Here is a 17,689-nt window from a genome sequence, read left to right as displayed (position 1 = left end):
GGGCGAGTCTGCACCCGACACATATTGAAACAAACCGACACCGCCCGGTTATCGAAAACGCCCAGACCCACCCTAGACCCGGCACCGCAACGGGGAAGCGCTGGGAGCCATCATGAAACACCATTTCGTATCCACCCGGAAGGCCAGGCCTTCGGGCCAGTCCGACCTGAAGCGGTTCTTCTTCATCGTCGCATCGAGCGCGCTCGCCACCGGCGCGCTCATCCTGCTGACGTCGAACGCGAATGCCCAGGAACCGCCGCGCGGCGACCGGGACCAGGACGACCGGGACTGGAACATCACGGTCGGCGCGGGCGCGATCTACACGCCCGACTATGAAGGGTCGGACGATTATCAGGTACTGCCCTTTCCGTTCCTGTCGGTCAGCTACAAGGACATCGTCTATATCCGCGGGCCGGAGATCGGCGTGAACGTCCTCCGCCTCGCGCCGACCGAGGACATGCGGATCAAGCTCGGCCCGATCGCGCGCTATCGCCGCGACCGCTCGGAGGACCGCAACATCGCGCTGAAGGGGCTCGGCAATGTCGGTGCAGCGGTGGAGCTTGGCGGTGCCGCCCGGTTCGAGCTCGGTCGGGGCTGGCTCCAGCTCTCCGTGGCGAAGGACGTCGCCGGCGCGCATGACGGTGTCGTCGTGCAGGGCGAGGCGGGTGTGGATGTCGACCTCGCCGACCGGCTGAGCCTGTCCGCGCGGGGCACGACGAGCTGGGTCGATCGCCACTACATGCAAACTTATTTCAGCGTCACGCCGGCCCAGTCGGCGCGAAGCGGCCTCCCGGTCTTCGACGCGGGCAAGGGAATCAAGGATGCGGGCGCCTCGCTCGGCCTGTCCTATCGCCTGAACGATCACTGGCTGCTCGCCGCGACCGCCGGCTACACCCGCCTGCTCAACGACGCGAAGCTTGCCCCGGTGGTCAGCCGGCGCGGTTCCCCCGACCAGTGGCTGGGCGGCGCGTTCCTGGCTTATCGTTTCTAGCGGATCGACATTCGGATCGGCCCGGCTAGCGTTCGTTATGGTGGGTCGGCGCAATGCAACGCGACTGCGCGCTATCCCACGCGCCGCCTGCATCCAGGCATTTGTCGGCTGTCAGATAGTCGGAAACGGCAAGCCGGCTAAGGACTGCCAAGGCGACCAGGATGACGACTATGACAGCTGCCCCGGCATATCTCATGCATCCACCTCTCCCGCATCTCTTCGGACGGCTGCCCGGGCTGGCGATACAGGCCAGCCCGGGCGAGCATCCTATCGCTTGGTCTCGGCCAGGAAGATGAAGGAATAGTCGGAGGCATAGGGCGCCAGCCCCTCCGGCCCGGTCGTTTTCGTCACCTTGCGCAGCGCGCCGGGAGCGGTCGCCTGCAACAGGCTCGGCGACGCGATCGATGCGAAGACATGGCAGTCCATGCAGCTGTTTGCCTTTTGCTGGAAGGATTCGGCCGTCGTGTTGGCGACGATCTGCCCCGGCCCGCCGGCGGCGCCCTTCGGCGTCGGATTGCCCATCGTCAGCGGCACCCGCAATCGTGGTCCCGGCGGCGTGCCGATATTCGCCTGGGGCCATTGGACATTGACCAGCCGGTAATAGTTGAACACCGATTTCGCCGGCAACAGGCTCCAGACATAGGCGGTCACGCTGTTCGCGGGTTCGCCGACCGGGTTGATCCGGGTGATCTGCATCGGCGCCTTGTACGGCATGCAGACGCCGCCCTTGCCGCACGGGATCGGCGGGACATTGTGGCGGCACTGATAGACCGGGTCCTTCTGCGGCGTGCACTTGGCATTGAAGAAGGTGAAGCCCGGCGACGGCCGCTGGTTCGGATTGGCCGGCAGGGCAGGGGGCGAGAAGCCGCCGCCCGCTGCCTCGTCGGGGGTGTTGTCGATATGCTCGAAGGTCGCCCATACCCAGGGCAGGCGCGGGAAGCGTTTGCGCGCGATGTGCAGTCCGGCCAGCCCGACCGTCACCTGGCGCATCTTGCCGCTCGCCGGATCGCGGATTTCGGCGATCGCGGTCTTGTAGCGATAGTCGAGCGAATGATCGGCCGGCAGCGGCGTCCACGACGCCTTGATCTCCATCGCCCCGACCTGCTGGCCATAGGAGGCCTTGTTGCCGATGCAATCGGTGTCGTCCCAGCCATTGGAGAAGCCAGCCGGGAAGTTCAGACCGCCGCGCAGCGGCCCCTTGGGCGGTGGCGGTGGCCCGTCCGAGATCACCTTGCCCGGCTGGCTCGCGCATTTGAGCTGCCCTGCGGCGGTCGTCAGGTCGAAACCGCTCTGGCTGGTGATGAACTCGAACTCGTCCTGGTTCATCATCACTTCGTAATAGGTCACGTCGCCGCGCTGGTTGGTCAGCCAATGGTCGCCGCCGCCCGCCTGGACGATGTCGGAAAGGTCGAGATCGCCGAGCTTCGATGTGCGGCTCAGCACCTTGACCGCCGGACGCTTCGCCTGCCACGTCCCCTTCAGCGGCGCGTTGCTGCCGAACACCGCCGCCGCCTCGTAATAGCTTTCCCATACCGTCGGGCTGGTGTCGCCCGGCGTGCCGAAGCTGGCCCACGCCGCGCCCGGATCGGGGAAGCCGTTCTTCTTCGGATCGGCCTTCCAGTTGAGCGCGATGAATGCCTGCCAGGCGGAGCAGTCGACCTCGGTCTGGTTCTGGCCCGGGTTCATCGGCAGCGTCGATGTCTTGTTCGGTGCCAGCGCGCCGCAGGGATTGGCGACGGTCGCCTGCGGCCCGGGCGTGGACGTACCGTGACAACCGGCGAGCCCCGCGCCGGCCAATGCCAGCGGGACGGCAAGCAGGGCGATCGGAAGGCGGCGGTCGTCGCGATGCGGGTGTGAAGTCATGGTCCGTCTCCTGTCGCGCCATGCGCGGCGCTCATTGCGGTATTCGCGGTGGAGGCGAAGGCAGGCACCGGCCTGCAACGCAGCGATCCCCCGGAGGACGGACGGAGAAGTCCGCTGAACAGCCTCCCGCACCGGCGGAGCGTCGATTCGGGAACGACCAGGAACTCCGCCTGACAGCGGGCAGCATCGCGCGAAAGTCGCCCGAGGGGAACCGGCTTGGGGCGATCTATCGCCATAACTGCGGCAATTCCACCGGCCTTGGCGAGGCGATCGACTGTGCAGCTTCCTTTCAAACGCGGCCAGGGTTAAGGGGATTTTCGCGCCAGCGCGGCCAAGCCGGGCGCCGCGCTGCCGGAAAGCTGGACGGTCCCCGGCCTGAAAGGCATCGCTGCATCGGCAGCCTGCATGGCGACCGCCATATCGCTTCCGATCTGATTTCCAGGGCGATGCGTGCAACGGTTTAGGACCGATGCGGCCAGGTGTTGCCCTTTTGTAACGTTCGCGAAATTTCCTGTGTCTGGAATGTTAACGATGTTGCCGCGCGGCGAAGCCCGTGTAGGAAAAGTGTCATTGCCGAATAATCTTTCGGCACTCGATACGCGCGCCGGGGGTGGTTGCGCGTCATAAACGGGGGCACACATGAAAGTCTCAATACGGTACCATCTGCTTGCCACGACCTTGTTCGCAACACTGGTCGCGTCGCCGGCCGTCGCACAAGTGGCCGCTCCGGCCCAAGAAGCACAGGCTGATACGGCCCGTGCCGATGACGAAATTATCGTCACAGGGTCGCGCATCGTTCGGTCCGACCTGGAATTCGCCAGCCCGGTGAGCGTGATCGGGGCGCAGGAAATCCAGTTTCGCCAGCCCGGCACCGCCGATGATCTGCTCCGCAACCTTCCGGCGGTCCGTCCGTCGCTCGGTTCGGGCGTCAACAACGGGTCGGACGGTTCCTCGACGATCAACCTGCGCGGCATTGGCGAACAGCGCACGCTCGTACTTCTCGATGGCCGCCGGCTGGTACCCTATGGCCTCGACGGCCTGACCGACACCAACAATATCCCGGTTGCCCTGCTGCAGCGCGTCGAAGTGCTGACGGGTGGCGCGTCGTCGACCTATGGTGCTGATGCGGTCGCGGGCGTCGTCAATTTCATCACCAAGCGTAATTTCTCTGGGATCGATGCGACCGCAACCTATCGCGTGACGGAACGTGGCGATGCGGCGCGGTTCAAGGCCGACATCGTGCTCGGCGCGAATCTCGCCGATGGTCGCGGCAACGTGGTGTTCAGCGCTGGCTATACGAAGGCCGATCCGCTGCTTCACACCGCCCGCTCGATCAGCGCTTTCCCGGTCAGCTCTACCACTGGTCTGTTCTCCGGCGCGGCCGCGGCGCAGGTGACCATCTTCGGGTCGCCGAAAAACGACAAGCTTGGCTTGCCCCCCAGCGACTTCGGCGCGGTCGTCAATCCCGCCACCGGCCGGCTTCAGGCTGCAACCGCTTCCGACACCTACAACACGAACATCGGCACCTATTTCCAGACTCCGCTCGACCGTATCAACGTCTACGCGGCGGGGCATTACGAGATCACTGACGGGGTGGAATTCTACTCAAGCGCGATGTTCACCCGCAACAGGGTGGCGACTCAGCTCGCCTCGTCGGGCACGTTCGGCAACACCTATCAACTTGCCCTGAACAACCCGTATCTGCCCACCGGGATCCTGAACCAGCTCTGCACCGCGCTTACGATTACCGCGACGAACTGCGCGACGGCGGCGGCGGTCCAGGGCGGGCCGGGTACCCCCGGCTATATCGAGATTCCGGTGGTCGCGCAGCGGCGCATCACTGAGATGGGGGCACGCGGCAACGTCTTCGAAGCGCAGATGTTCCAGGTCCAGGGCGGGTTCCGCGGTAACATCACCACGGGTCTGAAATACGATGTCTCGGCGCAATATGGCGAGACGACGCAGAACCAGACTCGTAAAAACTGGGGTTCGTTCAGCAAGGTGCAGCAGGCGCTCCGGGCTTATCGTACGCCAGGCGGGCAAATCCGCTGCGTCGATACGAGCAACAATTGCGTTCCGCTCAATCTTTTCGGGCCCAATGGCTCCATCACCGCGGAGCAGGTGGGATTCATCAATCTCGACGCGATCATCAACCGCAAGGTGCGACAGACCGTTATCACCGGCAGCGTGTCGGGAGACCTGTTCTCGTCGCCTCTCGCCGAGAGCAAGATCGCGTTCGCGGTCGGTGGTGAGTATCGCAAGATCTCGGCGGCGAGCCAGCCCGACGGCCCCTCGCAGATCCAGGGCGAGGTGCTTGGCACCGGTGCGCGCACGCCGCCTGATGTCGGCCGGTATAGCGTCAAGGAAGTGTTCGGCGAAATCAACATCCCGCTGATCGAGGACAAGCCGTTCTTCTATCGTCTGACGGCTGAAGGCGGCATACGTTATTCCGACTATACCACGACCGGCGGCAGCACGACCTGGAAGGCAGGCGGCACGTGGGAGCCGTATCGCGGTTTCAAGCTCCGTGGCACTTACCAGGTTGCCGTGCGTTCGCCGAACATTCAGGAACTGTACCAGTCGCCCGTCCAGGCACTGGGCAATCTGACGGTCGATCCCTGCTCGGGCGCGGTGACCGGCGGACTCGCTGCGCTGTGCGTCGCGACTGGCGCGCCGGCCAGCAGCATCGGCTCGATCTCGGCACCGACGTCGGGGCAGATCAACAACACCACTTCGGGCAATCGCAATCTCAACGTCGAGCGTGCGAAGACCTATACCCTGGGCGGTGTGGTCGCGCCGACCTTCCTGCCCGGCTTTGCGTTGACGGTGGATTATTTCAATATCCGGATCCGTAACGCGATCACCCAGCCAGCGCAGGCTGACATCCTCAATGGCTGCTATTCGTCGTCGCTCAACCCGGGTTTCACGTTCAACGCCTTCTGCGCGCTGATCGGCCGCAATCCGCTCACTGGCAGCCTCAACGGGGCGGGCGAAACCCCCGGCGTGATCCTGACCTATTCGAACCTTGGTGTCATCGAGACCGCCGGTATCGATTTCGGCGTGACTCAGAGCATCAAGCTGCAGGATGTCGGGATCAACAACAGCGGCACCGTGTCGCTCGGTTTCAACGGAACGCTGCTCAACTACTACCACTTCCAGGCAACGCCGAATTCGATCAATCGCGATTGCACCGGCTATTACAGCGCGGGCGGCTGCACCAACCCGCGCGCCAAGTGGCGTTCGAACGGTCGCATCACCTATGCTCAGGAGCTGTTCGACGTCTCGCTGCTATGGACTCACATCAGCGGCGTTAAGCTTGAGCCTTACCTCGCCACCCGACTTCCGGGTGATGTAGCGCAGCCTGGGGGGCCGAACCCTACGACGATCCTGGAGGCGTTCCGCAGCATCCCGGCTTATGATTATTTCGACCTCGCCTTCCGGGTGATGCCGGCCAAGCAGCTGGAACTCAGCCTGACCCTCAACAATCTGTTCGACAAGAAGCCACCACTTGTCGGGTCGGGTGTTGGCGGCACGTCTTACAATAGCGGCAATACCTTCCCGACGATCTATGATCCGCTCGGGCGGTCGTTCACTATCGGTGCGCGCCTGAAGTTCTGACGATCATCTGTCCCGGCATAGGCCGGGATTGGAAAAGGGGCGGGGGCCATGCGGCCACCGCCCCTTTTTTGTGCCCCGCCACTTCGGGGATTTGCTCCCTTCAGTGATCGTCTGCGGCAGCCCTTATATTATCTGTTGGCCAGATGATCGGGTATCGCCGGCTCGTTCACGCGCCGCCGGTGCCACGCTTCATCATCGCGATCCGTTCGTCCACCCGACGCTCGAGGATCACGAGCGGCATCGCGCCTTCCTTCAATATCTCGTGGAATTGCTTGATGTCGAACTGGGCACCGAGCGCTGCCTGCGCCTTTGCGCGCGCACGCGTCCATGCCATGTGCCCGACCTTGTAGCTGCAGGCCTGCCCGGCCTGGGTGCAGTAGCGCTCCACTTCGCGCTGGGTGCGCGGGCGCGCGAAGCCGGTCGTGGCGACCATATAGCTGGTCGCCTTTTCCCGATCCCAGCGTTTCGCATGGATACCCGTATCGACGACCAGGCGGGTCGCGCGGAACAGGAAGGACTGGAGATATCCGGCATGCTCCAATGGCGTGCGATAGGCCTTCAGTTCGTCCGCAAGCTGCTCGGCATAGAGAGCCCAGCCTTCCGAATAGGCGGAGAAGAAGCCGATCTTCCGCAGCGTCGGGATGTCCTTCGATTCCTGCGCGAGGCTGATCTGCAGATGATGGCCGGGTACGCCCTCATGATAGGTAAGCGACGGCAGGGTATATTTCGGCCAGTCCCCGACATCCTTGAGGTTGACGAAATAGATCGCTGGCCGTGTGCCATCGAGCGAGGCGCGGTTGTAATAGCCGTTGGAGGCGCCGTCCTGGATCTCGACCGGCACGGCGCGAATCTCCAGGGGCTGGGTCGGCACGGTCAGGAAGGCTTCCGGCAGCTTGGCGTACATCGCCTTCACGCCGTCGTTCAGCCCGGCGATCAGTGTGGCGCGGCCCGCCGCCGTGTCGGGATAAAGCTGGTCCGGCGCCACGTTGAGCTTGGCCAGCCGTTCGCCCACTGTGCCGCTCGTGTAACCCTGCGATTTCAGGATCGTGTCGAGCTCCGCCGTGATCTCCGCCACCTGGGCAAGGCCGATGCGGTGCACCTCGTCGGGGCTCATCGTCGTGGTGGTCGCCTGATTGAGCGCCATGGCATAGATCGCTTTGCCGTCCGGCACGCGCCAGATGCCGTCGCCCGGCCTGGTGGTTGGCTTAAGGCGCTCGATCAGCGCGATCTGGCGGTCGAGCGCCGGATAGATCCTGCTTTCGACGATGCGCGCTGCCTGCGCGTCCCAATCCCCCTCTATGCCCTTGGCTTTGGCCCGTCCGGCCAGCGACTGGACGATGCTTGATGTCGCCGCCGGTTGCCCGCGTAGTTTCCGCATCTGGCCGAGCGTGAGATCGAGCGACCAGGAAGGGGCGAGCAGGCCCTTGCGCGCCTCGGCCTCCTGAAGGCCGCTTTCCTGATCGAGCACGGTCGCGAACTGGTCGAGCCGCGAGAGATAGGCGTCGGCATCTGCCTTCACCGAAATCGTGTGCGCTGTGTTCAGGAAGTCAGGTACCGAGAAATAGGCGCCGCCCTGCTGGAAGATGCGATAGGGCCGGATCGCGCTGTCGATGCCGAACTTGTCGGGGGCGGCGATCTGCGTGTTCAGCGAATAGAGCACCACCTCGAGGTTGAGCTTCCCGGCGGGCGACAAGGCGCTCCGGTCATGTCCTGCGAGACGCGCGATCGATGCCTTGGTCTCCTGCACGTCCTTGGCGCGTCGTTCGGCAGTGCGCGGCGTCAGCCGCCCTTTCGCCGCAGCCATCGCGCCCTTGTCCAGTCCCAGGGATGTTGCGAGCTCGGGTGACCGCCCGACCACCTGCTGGAAGACCCGCTCGAACTCGGCGTTCAGCGCAGCGTCACCGGCATCAGTCTCGGCAAGCAGCTTTGCCGGGGCCAGCGCGGTGGCAAGCGCCACGGCGCCTCCGGACGAGAGAAATTGGCGACGGTCCATGTTTGCGTGCTCCCCGGAAATACAACAGATCGAAAATTGTAGGTCGATAGAGGGGGGTGTTGCCAGCGTTCTTTGTCGAGCGGATCACGCTTCGGTGAAGCCGCCTCGGCGCAGCGCGGGGCTTGGGGGCCCAGCACCTGCTTCTTCTTTGCGGGCGAGCCTTGTGATGGACTGTTTGGTTGCTGGCTTGGCGGTTGTTTGACTGTTTCGTCGGCGGATGTGGTTCGCTAGCCGGCGGATTTACCGGGTTTTGTTTTGCGTGGTTTTCGCGATTTGGGAGGTTTTGCAGGGGTGGCGAGCTCGGTCTTGACGCTTCTGAGAAGCGAACTGCCCCACAGATAGTGATCTTTCTCTCGCAAGGTAGAAGAGGCGGGACCGGCGGAACGGACTGCGGCGAGAAATTTTAGGTAGCGGGTCCAGGTCTCGTCGGTATGTGGCCAGTCCAATCGGGCATGATCCTCCTCCGGGCGGTCAGCCTTCAGGGTTTCGCAGGCCCGGACGTCGTAGACGCTAAATCGATCGGGATAGAGAACGGTCAAGATGGCGCTGGCGGTTGGCAGGCGAAATTTCCATCGTTCGCTCATAAGCGCTTTTAGGCGTGCCTCGTCATTATCCGCGGTAGCGATCTCTTCGGCGATCTCCTTGACCGCATTGTTCCAACTGAGACCAGTATCGTTTTCGATACGCCAGCGTGCCATGCCTTTCGCCCGGTTGGCCTTCCAGATAAGGATTATCCAGAAATCCTCCGGTGATATCTCACCAGTTTTTCGAAAATGCGGGCCGACTATATCGAAAAGAAACTCTTCTATTCGAGCAAGTGCTGCTGGGCTGCTGGTGGCGAGGCTGGTCACGGCGATGCGTTGCAGGAAAAACTGAGTTCATTCAAGTATTGGGCAAGAAAGTATCAATACCCCGATTCGAGGTTTACCACGTTCCGCATCTCCCGCTTGGCGAGAAACGCCTCCAGATTATCCAGGAACAGCGTCGCCGCGCGCTGGAACATCTTGGTCTGGCTCCGTCCCGACAGGTGCATCGTGTGGATCGTGTTCGGCGCATCCCACAAGGGATGTTCCGGTGGCAGCGGCTCTGGGTTCACCGTGTCGAGAAAGGCGCCTGCGATCCGCCTTCTGGTCAGGGCCTCGATCAGCGCGTCCTGATCGACCATGTCGCCGCGCGCGATGTTGATCAGCCAGGCGCTCGGCTTCATCGCCGCCAGCTCTTCCGCGCCGATCAGCGCCTGGGTCTGGTCGGTGGAGGGCGCCGCCAGGATCACCCAGTCATGGTCGCCGAGCGTCGCCCGCCAGCCATCGGGCGTCAGCGTGCCGTCGCGACCTGACCGCGTCACGCCGGTCACGTCGACGCCGAACGCTTTCAGGCGCTCGCCGATCATCGCGCCGATCGTGCCATATCCCACGATCAGCGCTTTGGTCTCGAACAGTTCGATCTGCCCCGGCGCATTCAGCGTCCATTCGTGGCGGTCGGCGATGCGGACTACCTCGTCGAACCGCTTGGCTGCGGCGAGCACGCCCATCACCGCATATTCGGCGACGGCCAGCGCGTTGATGCCGGTGCCGTTGGTCACGATCGTGCCTTGTCGGCGTAGCATCGGCAGGTCGAGGAAATCGATCCCCGCCAGGATCGTGAACAGCCATTTGAGGTGCTTCGCGCGAAGCACCGCCTCGCCGATCGCCCCCACGCGCTGCATGTCGACCCAGGCGATATCTGCGTCGAGGATCATCTCCATCGCGTCCTCGCGGCTGGCGAACCAGGCGACGTCAAGCCCGGCGGGCAAGCGCGGTTCGATCAGCGGGCGGGCTAGCGCAGGGAGGACGGCTTTCATCGATCGGGCACCTCTCGTCGCCCCGGATGGTTCCGGGGGCGCCACCGGTTCATGCCGCGCGGCCCCCGCTGCGACAAGCCCGCCGCCCGACGCTGGCCGATCGATTCAATGCCCCGATGGGGTGGCGCAGGATAGGGCCGGGCGGAGTCCTGCCCGATGGCGTCCGCGCTCTTTGACATGAACGGTGAATATTGGACGATTTGTCGTACGGTTTTCCTGCACGGCAGGGGAATATTTCCCGGTTTCGCGGCGATTTTACCGCTGTTTCGCAGTAACAGGGAAAGCGCATTGTAAGTCGTTGAGCGACAAGTGGAAATTTCCCTGAAAATCCAACATAACAGCGGAAGAAAAAATCATCCGCTGTTGCCGAGTCGTGTTGGAAGGCGTCGAACCTATAGCGTCGGCTTCCAGTCCCAGCCAAGCGGATCGCCGTCCATCACCTCGACGCCGGCTGTGGTAAGCTCGTCCCGGATCGCGTCGGACCGTGCAAAATCCTTTGCTACCCGCGCTTCCTTGCGCTCGGCCAGCCTGGCGTCGATCGCCTCGGGTGAGATCGCCGTGCCCGCCGGCTTCACCCGCAGCGTTTCCCGAGTCAGCGCGGCGAGCTTCAGGCCCAGCACGTCGTCGAAAACCGCCAGCGTCTTCAGCCGCGTCGCGGGCGACAGCTTCTTGTCGGCGAGCATTTCGTCGAGCACTGGCAGGGCGCGGGGTGTGTTGAGGTCGTCCGATACCGCCGCGTCGAGCGCGTCGAGGTAGCGCGAGGCGTCGCCGGTCTCCGCGCCGTCATCGCGCGCGCGGAGTGCCTGGGCCGCCATCACCAGCCGCTTCAGCCGGGTCGCGGCGGCGGCGAGGTTGTCCGGGCTGAACTCGAGCTCGCTCCGGTAATGCGCGCTAAGGCACATCAGGCGGTAGGCGAGCGGGTGGATGCCGGCGTCGATCAGTGTCTGCAGCCGGGTGAAGTCGCCCGACGACTTGCTCATCTTGCCCTTTTCGCGCTCGACCAGGAAGTTGTTGTGCATCCAGATCGTGGCGCCGGTGTCGGCGCAGTCGCAATGCGCCTGGTTCTGCGCGATCTCATTGGGGTGATGGATCTCGCGGTGGTCGATGCCCCCGGTATGAATGTCGAAGCTTGGCCCAAGGAAATGCTGGCTCATCACGGAGCATTCGAGATGCCAGCCCGGCGCGCCGCGGCCCCAGGGCGACTCCCACTCCATCTGCCGGTTCTCGCCCGGCGGGGATTTGCGCCAGATCGCGAAATCCTGCGGGTTGCGCTTGCCGGCGACCGGGTCGATCCGACCCTCGCGCTCGTCATCGGCGACGCGGGCGAGGCGTCCGTAATCGGGCACGGTCGACACGTCGAAATACAGTCCGCTCTCAAGCTCGTAGCAATGCTCGGGCGCGATCTTCCCGGCAAAGGCAATCATGCCCTGGATGTGGTCGGTCGCGAGCGGGAAGTGAGTCGGCGTGCGGATGTTGAGGTCCGCGATGTTCTCCTTGAATGCGGCGGTATAATGCGCGGCGATATCCCAGATGCTCTGCGCGCTGGCTTTTGCCGCCGCCTCCATCTTGTCGTCGCCGGCATCCGCGTCGGACGTCAGGTGGCCGACATCGGTGATGTTGATGACATGGGTGAGGGGGTAGCCCTTCCAGGTCAGTACCCGGCTCAGCGTGTCGGTGAAGACATAGGCGCGCAGATTGCCGACATGGACATAATTATAGACGGTCGGCCCGCACGAATAGACTCGCACATTGGTGGGGTCGATCGGCCTGAACGGCTCGAGCGAGCGGGTCAGGCTGTTGTACAGGGTGAGGGGCGTGCCGGTCATGCGGTGGCCATAGCCGCGAGGGCGAGCGCCCGCAAACCCGGCGGGGCAGGTGCCAATTCGCTTGAAAATGCGGATGGCGGCTGATAGGGGCCCTTCCCACACGGCGCAAACCCATGTTTGCGACGACCAATTTCTATTGACCGGAGACCTGCGGGTTTATGCAAATCATCGTTCGCGACAACAACGTCGACCAGGCGCTGCGCGCCCTGAAGAAGAAGCTGCAGCGCGAGGGCGTCTATCGCGAGATGAAGCTGCGCCGTCATTACGAGAAGCCCAGCGAGAAGCGCGCCCGTGAGCGTGCTGCTGCCGTCCGCCGCGCCCGCAAGCTGGAGCGCAAGCGGCTGGAGCGTGACGGGGCGCGGTAACACCGCCGGCGCGGGGGGCTGACCTCCGCGCTTCCTGTCTTCTCAATCCCGGCTGCCCTTTCAGGCGCCGGTTAAGGGTGCCCGACGATGTCCACGATCACCGCAGTGCCGCTGCAGCCCACGAAGCGGAGCATTCTGGTGTATCTGTGGATCGGCATCCTTGCGGTGGTGCTTGCCGCCGGCTGGCTGGCGACTCGCGGCACGGCGGAGGTCGTCGCGCTCAAGGGATCCAACGCCCAGTTCCTCGCCTGGAACAAGGGTCGCCCCGGCGTGGTCGAAACCGCGTCGGGTCTGCAATACAAGGTGTTGAAGGCCGGCGAGGGCGCGCTGCCGAACAAGAGCGATATCGCCGGTGTCATGTATGTCGGCCGGCTGCGCGACGGCACGGTGTTCGATGCCTCGCAGCAGCCCGTTCCCTTCCCGCTCTCGGGTGGCGCGGTTCCAGGTTTCCTCGAAGCACTGAAGCTGATGCCGAAGGATGGGAAATACCGGTTCTGGCTCAAGCCGGAGCTGGCCTATGGCGAGCATTCGCCCGATCCCGCCAAGATCCCGAACGGCTCGATCCTGGTCTTCGACGTCGACATGCTCGGCTTCATTCCCGAAGCGGTCTATCGCCAGCAGATGATGCAGCAGCAGATGATGCAGCAGCAAATGCCCCAGGGCGGTCCGCCGCCGTCGCGCTGATCCGCCGATCCCCTTTCCAGCTGCCGCGCGGCCTGCCGCGCCGCGGCGCTTAGGAACATTTCCGATGGCCACCATTCCGCCGACCGCCAAGAAGCCTTTCGACACGAAGCCGATCCTTTATGTCGTGCTCGGCATCGTCCTGGGCGTGTTGGCTACCCTCGGTGCGATCCAGGGGATGGCCTGGTGGAAGGTGCAGAATGATCCGGTGGTGGTCTTCCTCAAGAAGAACCGCAGCGACAAGGCCGTGGTCGAGACGCCTTCGGGCCTGCAGTACAAGATCGTCACGCCCGGCAAGGGCGGTCCGAAGCCGACTGACGCTGACGTCGCCCTGGTCAACTACGAGGGCAAGCTGACCGACGGCACCACCTTCGACAAGTCGCAGCAGCCGACGCCGATGAAGGTGAACGAGGTCGTTCCAGGCTTCTCCGAGGCGCTGAAGCAGATGCCCAAGGGCTCGAAGTACCGCTTCTGGATCAAGCCGAGCCTTGGCTATGGCGACAAGGCGACCGGTCCCATCCCGGCCAATTCGGTGCTGGTGTTCGACGTTGAGCTGCTCGATTTCCTGCCCGAGGCGGTGATCCGCCAGATGCAGATGCGGCAGCAGATGCAGGGCGCGATGCCTCCGGGCGCTGGCGCCCCGCCGGCGGGAACTGCACAGAAGCCGGCAGAGGCTGCACCGAAGAAGTGACGGTGGCGCACCCCGCAAGGGGTGCGGCGGCGTGTCCGGCGTGACCGGCTAGCTGCATCGGTTACACTTGCGCCCCGGCGCGGGCAGGCGCAAGCTGCGCGAACGAGGGGGAAGCACCCATGTTCGACGCTGTCGATCCGATCGTCCTGGCCCGCGCTCAGTTCGCCTTCACCGTCAGTTTCCATTTCATCTTCCCGGCCTTCACGATCGGGCTGGCGAGCTATCTCGCGGTGCTCGAGGGGCTGTGGCTGCGGACCGGCAAGCAACTCTATCTCGACATCTTCCGCTTCTGGCTGAAGATCTTCGCCGTCACCTTCGCGATGGGCGTCGTCTCGGGCATCGTCATGTCCTATCAGTTCGGCACGAACTGGGCGGTGTTCTCCGACAAGACCGGACCGGTGATCGGGCCGCTGATGGCCTATGAGGTACTGACGGCCTTCTTCCTCGAGGCGGGCTTTCTCGGGGTAATGCTGTTCGGCATGGAAAAGGTCGGCCGCAAGCTGCACTTCGCCGCCACCTGCCTCGTCGCGGTCGGCACCGCCATCTCGGCCTTTTGGATTCTTTCGGCGAACAGCTGGATGCAGACGCCCGCCGGCTATGCGACGAACGCCCAGGGCCAGTTCGTCATGGCTGGCTCCTGGGCGGCGGTGATCTTCAATCCCAGTTTCCCCTATCGTCTCGTCCACACCGTGATCGCCGCCTATCTGACGACATCGCTCGTCGTTGGTGCCACCGGGGCCTGGCACCTGCTGAAGGACAGCAGCGATCCGCATGCGCGGAAGATCTTCTCGATGGCGATGTGGATGGCCGCGCTCGTCGCCCCGCTTCAAATCGCGGCGGGGGACGCGCATGGTCTGAACACGCTTGAGCACCAGCCGGCCAAGGTTATGGCGATGGAAGGACATTATGACAGTCATCCGAACGGCGCGCCGCTGATCCTGTTCGGCATCCCGAATTCGAAGGAGAAACGGGTCGACTATGCGGTTGAGATTCCAAAGGCGTCGTCGCTGATCCTGAAGCACGATCTGAACGCGCCGCTGGCCGGGCTCGATACCATCCCCGAGGACCGGCAGCCGCCAGTCGGTATCGTGTTCTGGTCGTTCCGGATCATGGTGGGCCTGGGCTTCGCGATCTTCGGGCTCGGACTGTGGAGCCTCGTCGCGCGCTGGCGGGGCAAGCTCTATGACTGGCGCTGGCTGCACCGTGCCGGGGTTCTCATGGGGCCGGCCGGCTTCGTCGCCGTGATCGCCGGCTGGGTCACCACCGAGGTCGGACGGCAGCCCTGGACCGTCTATGGCCTGCTCCGCACGGCGCATAGTGCCTCGCCACTGGCGGCGCCGGCAGTGGGCGCGTCGCTGATTGCCTTTGTGCTGGTCTATTTCGCGGTGTTCGGGATCGGTGCCTGGTACATCCTGAAGCTGATCGACAAGGGCGTGGAACCGGGCGAGCCCGAACTTGGCAATGCCCCGATCCGCACCGCCGGCATTGCCCCGGCGCCGGCGCAAGATGTGACGGGGAGGGCGTCATGACCTATAATTACGATCTCGCGATGATCTGGGCCTTCCTGATTGCTTTCGCCGTGTTCGCCTATGTCGTCCTCGACGGCTTCGACCTCGGCATCGGCATCATCTTCCCGGCGTTCAGCGTCGGGGAGGAACGCGACGTGGCGATGAACGCGATCGCGCCGGTGTGGGACGGCAATGAGACCTGGCTGGTGCTTGGCGGGGGAGGGTTGATGGCTGCCTTTCCACTTGCCTTCGCGGTGCTGATGCCGGCTTTCTATCCGCCGATCATCGCCATGCTGCTCGGGCTGGTGTTCCGTGGTGTCGCATTCGAATTCCGCTGGCGTGATCCGCGGCATCGGGCGTTCTGGGATTTCGGCTTCACTACAGGGTCGATCGTCGCGGCGCTGGCGCAGGGCATCATTCTCGGCGCGCTGCTGCAGGGCGTGAAGATAACAGGGCGCGGCTATGGTGGTGCCTGGCTCGACTGGCTGACGCCGTTCAGCCTGTTGACCGGCGCGAGCGTGCTCGCGGCCTATGCTCTGTTGGGAAGCTGCTGGCTCATCGCTAAGACCGAAGGGCAGGCGCAGAAGCAGGCCTATCGACTCGCGCGGCGCTACGGGGTGATCACGCTGATCGCCATCGCCGCGGTGAGCGCCGCGACGCCATTCCTGGCCCATGACTATTACACGCGCTGGCTGACCATGCCGGGTATCCTGTTGACGGCGCCGGTGCCGGTTCTGGTTGCGCTCCTCGGCTTGATGTTCTGGCGCGCGCTGGGCCGTGGAGCTCAGTCAGCGCCGTTCCTTCTGGTGCTTGCGCTGTTCGCGCTGTGCTTCGTCGGGCTGGGCATCAGCATGTATCCCTATATCGTGCCTGCTCAGCTAACGATCTGGGACGCGGCGGCACCCGAATCGTCGCAGGTCTTCATGCTGATCGGGGCGGGTGTGATGCTGCCGCTGATCCTCGGTTATACCGGCTGGGCCTATTGGGTGTTCCGCGGCAAAGTTGGTGCGCACGGCTATCATTGATGCAGGCAGACACCGCCCCTCTGTGGAAACGGCTCGCGTGGATGGCAGGGATCTGGGCCGCCAGCGTCGTTGCGCTCGGCATCGTGGCGATACTGCTGAGATGGTGGCTCAAGGGCTGAGGCGCGTCTTCCTCCCTTACCGACGGCATGCTAGGGCTTGGTTATGGGGGAACGATCAAGCGGCACTGTTGGGGACGGGCATCTCGCCAGGCTGGATGTCCTGCGCTTCCCGCTGATCGTCCTGATCGTCTATCTTCACGCCTCCGGTTTTACCGCCAATTTCGCTGACGGTGCTCGTGCCCTGACCGATGTCCGAATCGTGGCGAACGTCCAGACCATCACCGGGTCGATCGCGCGGATAGCCGTACCGCTTTTCTTCCTGATGTCGGGCTTCCTGTTCTTCCGGGGCGTTCGATTCTCCCTCGCCGCCTACCGCACCAAGCTGCGGGCGCGGATACGCAGCCTGCTGATTCCCTTTCTTTTCTGGAACCTCGCGCTGTTCGCACTGGTTGCGGTAGCTCAATCGGCTCCTGCTCTGGCACCCTTCTTCAACAGCCAGAATCTGGCTTTCCGCGACATGTCTGCCTTTCAGATGGTCGACGCGGTGGTCGGTCTGACGCGTTATCCCATCGCCTACCAATTCTGGTTCATCCGGGATCTGATGCTGCTCGTCCTGGTATCGCCGCTGATCTGGGCAGCCGTACGTTATCTGGCATGGCCGACGCTGGCTTTGCTGGCCGTTCTCTGGCTGGGTTATGTCTGGCCCTTCCTCATGCCTGAGGGCGAGCCTGTCCTGTTCTTCTATGTAGGTGCCATGGTCGCGATTCGTGGTGGCTCTCTGTTTGCCGTGGATCGGGTGAGCTGGTGGATTACACCATTGTTCCTGCTCTTGCTCGGCGCTTTCGCGACGAGGCATGGTGGGGAGTGGACGAATTACCTGCTCCGGCCTGCCGTCGCGATCGGCGTGGTGCTGGCGTTGAAGGCAAGCCGGTGGATGGCCGAGTCCGAACGTCGGCGCGATGTGCTTGTCCGGCTCGGCGCAACGTCGTTCTTCGTGTTCGCCGTTCACGAGCCGCTGGTCACGGTCGGCAAGAAGCTGGCGTTCCGGACGCTGCCCTTGACCGCTCAGTCCGTGCTGACCGTGTATGCGCTGCTGCCCATCCTGGTGATCGGAATGGCTCTTTCGGCTTATTGGCTGCTGTTGAAGACGGTACCTGGCTTCCTTCGATTCATCACCGGCGGCAGGTGAGTCGGCGCTTTGATGAGAATGTCGACACTTCCCTTTGGCA

Annotated in this window: 14 protein-coding genes; 9 read left to right on the top strand and 5 right to left on the bottom strand. The window is 63.8% G+C overall.

Features of this window, described 5'->3' with window-relative positions; translation table 11 throughout:
• Window positions 1-112: 112 nt before the first annotated feature.
• The gene (locus tag P0Y59_10635; GenBank protein WEK02106.1) at window positions 113-991 is read left to right on the top strand and encodes a MipA/OmpV family protein; all 879 of its coding nucleotides are present in this window, start codon (window positions 113-115) and stop codon (window positions 989-991) included.
• A 267-nt stretch (window positions 992-1,258) separates the two neighbouring features.
• Here the strand turns inward: P0Y59_10635 and P0Y59_10630 are convergent, their stop codons facing one another.
• Complete coding sequence (locus P0Y59_10630) at window positions 1,259-2,854, bottom strand: hypothetical protein (GenBank protein WEK02105.1); 1,596 nt, start codon at window positions 2,852-2,854, stop codon at window positions 1,259-1,261.
• Between the two features lie 639 nt (window positions 2,855-3,493).
• Between P0Y59_10630 and P0Y59_10625 the strand changes: the two genes are divergently transcribed.
• Window positions 3,494-6,472: a TonB-dependent receptor gene (locus tag P0Y59_10625; GenBank protein ID WEK02104.1), complete on the top strand. Its 2,979-nt coding sequence runs from the start codon at window positions 3,494-3,496 to the stop codon at window positions 6,470-6,472.
• Between the two features lie 166 nt (window positions 6,473-6,638).
• On the opposite strand, the gene P0Y59_10620 is transcribed toward P0Y59_10625, so the two are convergent.
• The 4 genes from P0Y59_10620 to cysS form a co-directional block, all read right to left on the bottom strand.
• Entirely contained in the window at window positions 6,639-8,465 is a 1,827-nt protein-coding gene (locus tag P0Y59_10620; GenBank protein WEK02103.1) for a DUF885 family protein, read from the bottom strand.
• 227 nt (window positions 8,466-8,692) lie between these two features.
• Entirely contained in the window at window positions 8,693-9,316 is a 624-nt protein-coding gene (locus P0Y59_10615) for a hypothetical protein (protein WEK02102.1), read from the bottom strand.
• 53 nt (window positions 9,317-9,369) lie between these two features.
• Window positions 9,370-10,305, bottom strand: a complete 936-nt coding sequence (locus P0Y59_10610; protein ID WEK02101.1) for an NAD(P)-dependent oxidoreductase — start codon at window positions 10,303-10,305, stop codon at window positions 9,370-9,372.
• A gap of 392 nt (window positions 10,306-10,697) precedes the next feature.
• On the bottom strand, window positions 10,698-12,131 hold the full coding sequence (cysS, locus tag P0Y59_10605) for a cysteine--tRNA ligase (protein ID WEK02100.1): 1,434 nt from the start codon (window positions 12,129-12,131) through the stop codon (window positions 10,698-10,700).
• A gap of 158 nt (window positions 12,132-12,289) precedes the next feature.
• Here cysS and rpsU point away from each other — a divergent pair, with 158 nt between their 5' ends.
• The 7 genes from rpsU to P0Y59_10570 all read left to right on the top strand — a co-directional run bounded on the left by rpsU (window position 12,290) and on the right by P0Y59_10570 (window position 17,649).
• Window positions 12,290-12,496, top strand: a complete 207-nt coding sequence (gene rpsU / locus P0Y59_10600; protein ID WEK02099.1) for a 30S ribosomal protein S21 — start codon at window positions 12,290-12,292, stop codon at window positions 12,494-12,496.
• An 87-nt stretch (window positions 12,497-12,583) separates the two neighbouring features.
• The gene (locus P0Y59_10595; protein WEK02098.1) at window positions 12,584-13,180 is read left to right on the top strand and encodes an FKBP-type peptidyl-prolyl cis-trans isomerase; all 597 of its coding nucleotides are present in this window, start codon (window positions 12,584-12,586) and stop codon (window positions 13,178-13,180) included.
• Window positions 13,181-13,244: 64 nt separating this feature from the next.
• Window positions 13,245-13,868 (top strand): FKBP-type peptidyl-prolyl cis-trans isomerase, encoded by a 624-nt coding sequence (locus tag P0Y59_10590; GenBank protein WEK02097.1) that lies wholly within the window; start codon window positions 13,245-13,247, stop codon window positions 13,866-13,868.
• Window positions 13,869-13,987: 119 nt separating this feature from the next.
• A complete protein-coding gene (locus tag P0Y59_10585) occupies window positions 13,988-15,397 on the top strand; it encodes a cytochrome ubiquinol oxidase subunit I (protein ID WEK02096.1) in 1,410 nt (469 codons plus the stop codon).
• Window positions 15,394-16,401 carry a cytochrome d ubiquinol oxidase subunit II gene (gene cydB / locus P0Y59_10580; protein ID WEK02095.1) on the top strand — a complete coding sequence of 336 codons (1,008 nt, stop codon included), beginning with the start codon at window positions 15,394-15,396 and terminating at the stop codon, window positions 16,399-16,401. Before P0Y59_10585 ends, cydB begins: the two co-directional genes overlap by 4 nt.
• Window positions 16,401-16,520: a DUF2474 domain-containing protein gene (locus P0Y59_10575; GenBank protein WEK02094.1), complete on the top strand. Its 120-nt coding sequence runs from the start codon at window positions 16,401-16,403 to the stop codon at window positions 16,518-16,520. Before cydB ends, P0Y59_10575 begins: the two co-directional genes overlap by 1 nt.
• A 43-nt stretch (window positions 16,521-16,563) precedes the next feature.
• Window positions 16,564-17,649: an acyltransferase gene (locus P0Y59_10570; protein ID WEK02093.1), complete on the top strand. Its 1,086-nt coding sequence runs from the start codon at window positions 16,564-16,566 to the stop codon at window positions 17,647-17,649.
• The last annotated feature ends 40 nt before the right edge of the window (window positions 17,650-17,689 follow it).

It is taken from the genome of Candidatus Sphingomonas phytovorans, from assembly GCA_029202385.1.
GTDB lineage: Bacteria > Pseudomonadota > Alphaproteobacteria > Sphingomonadales > Sphingomonadaceae > Sphingomonas > Sphingomonas phytovorans.
Note: the sequence above shows the minus strand (reverse complement) of the source record. Positions and strands in the feature narration are given on the sequence as shown.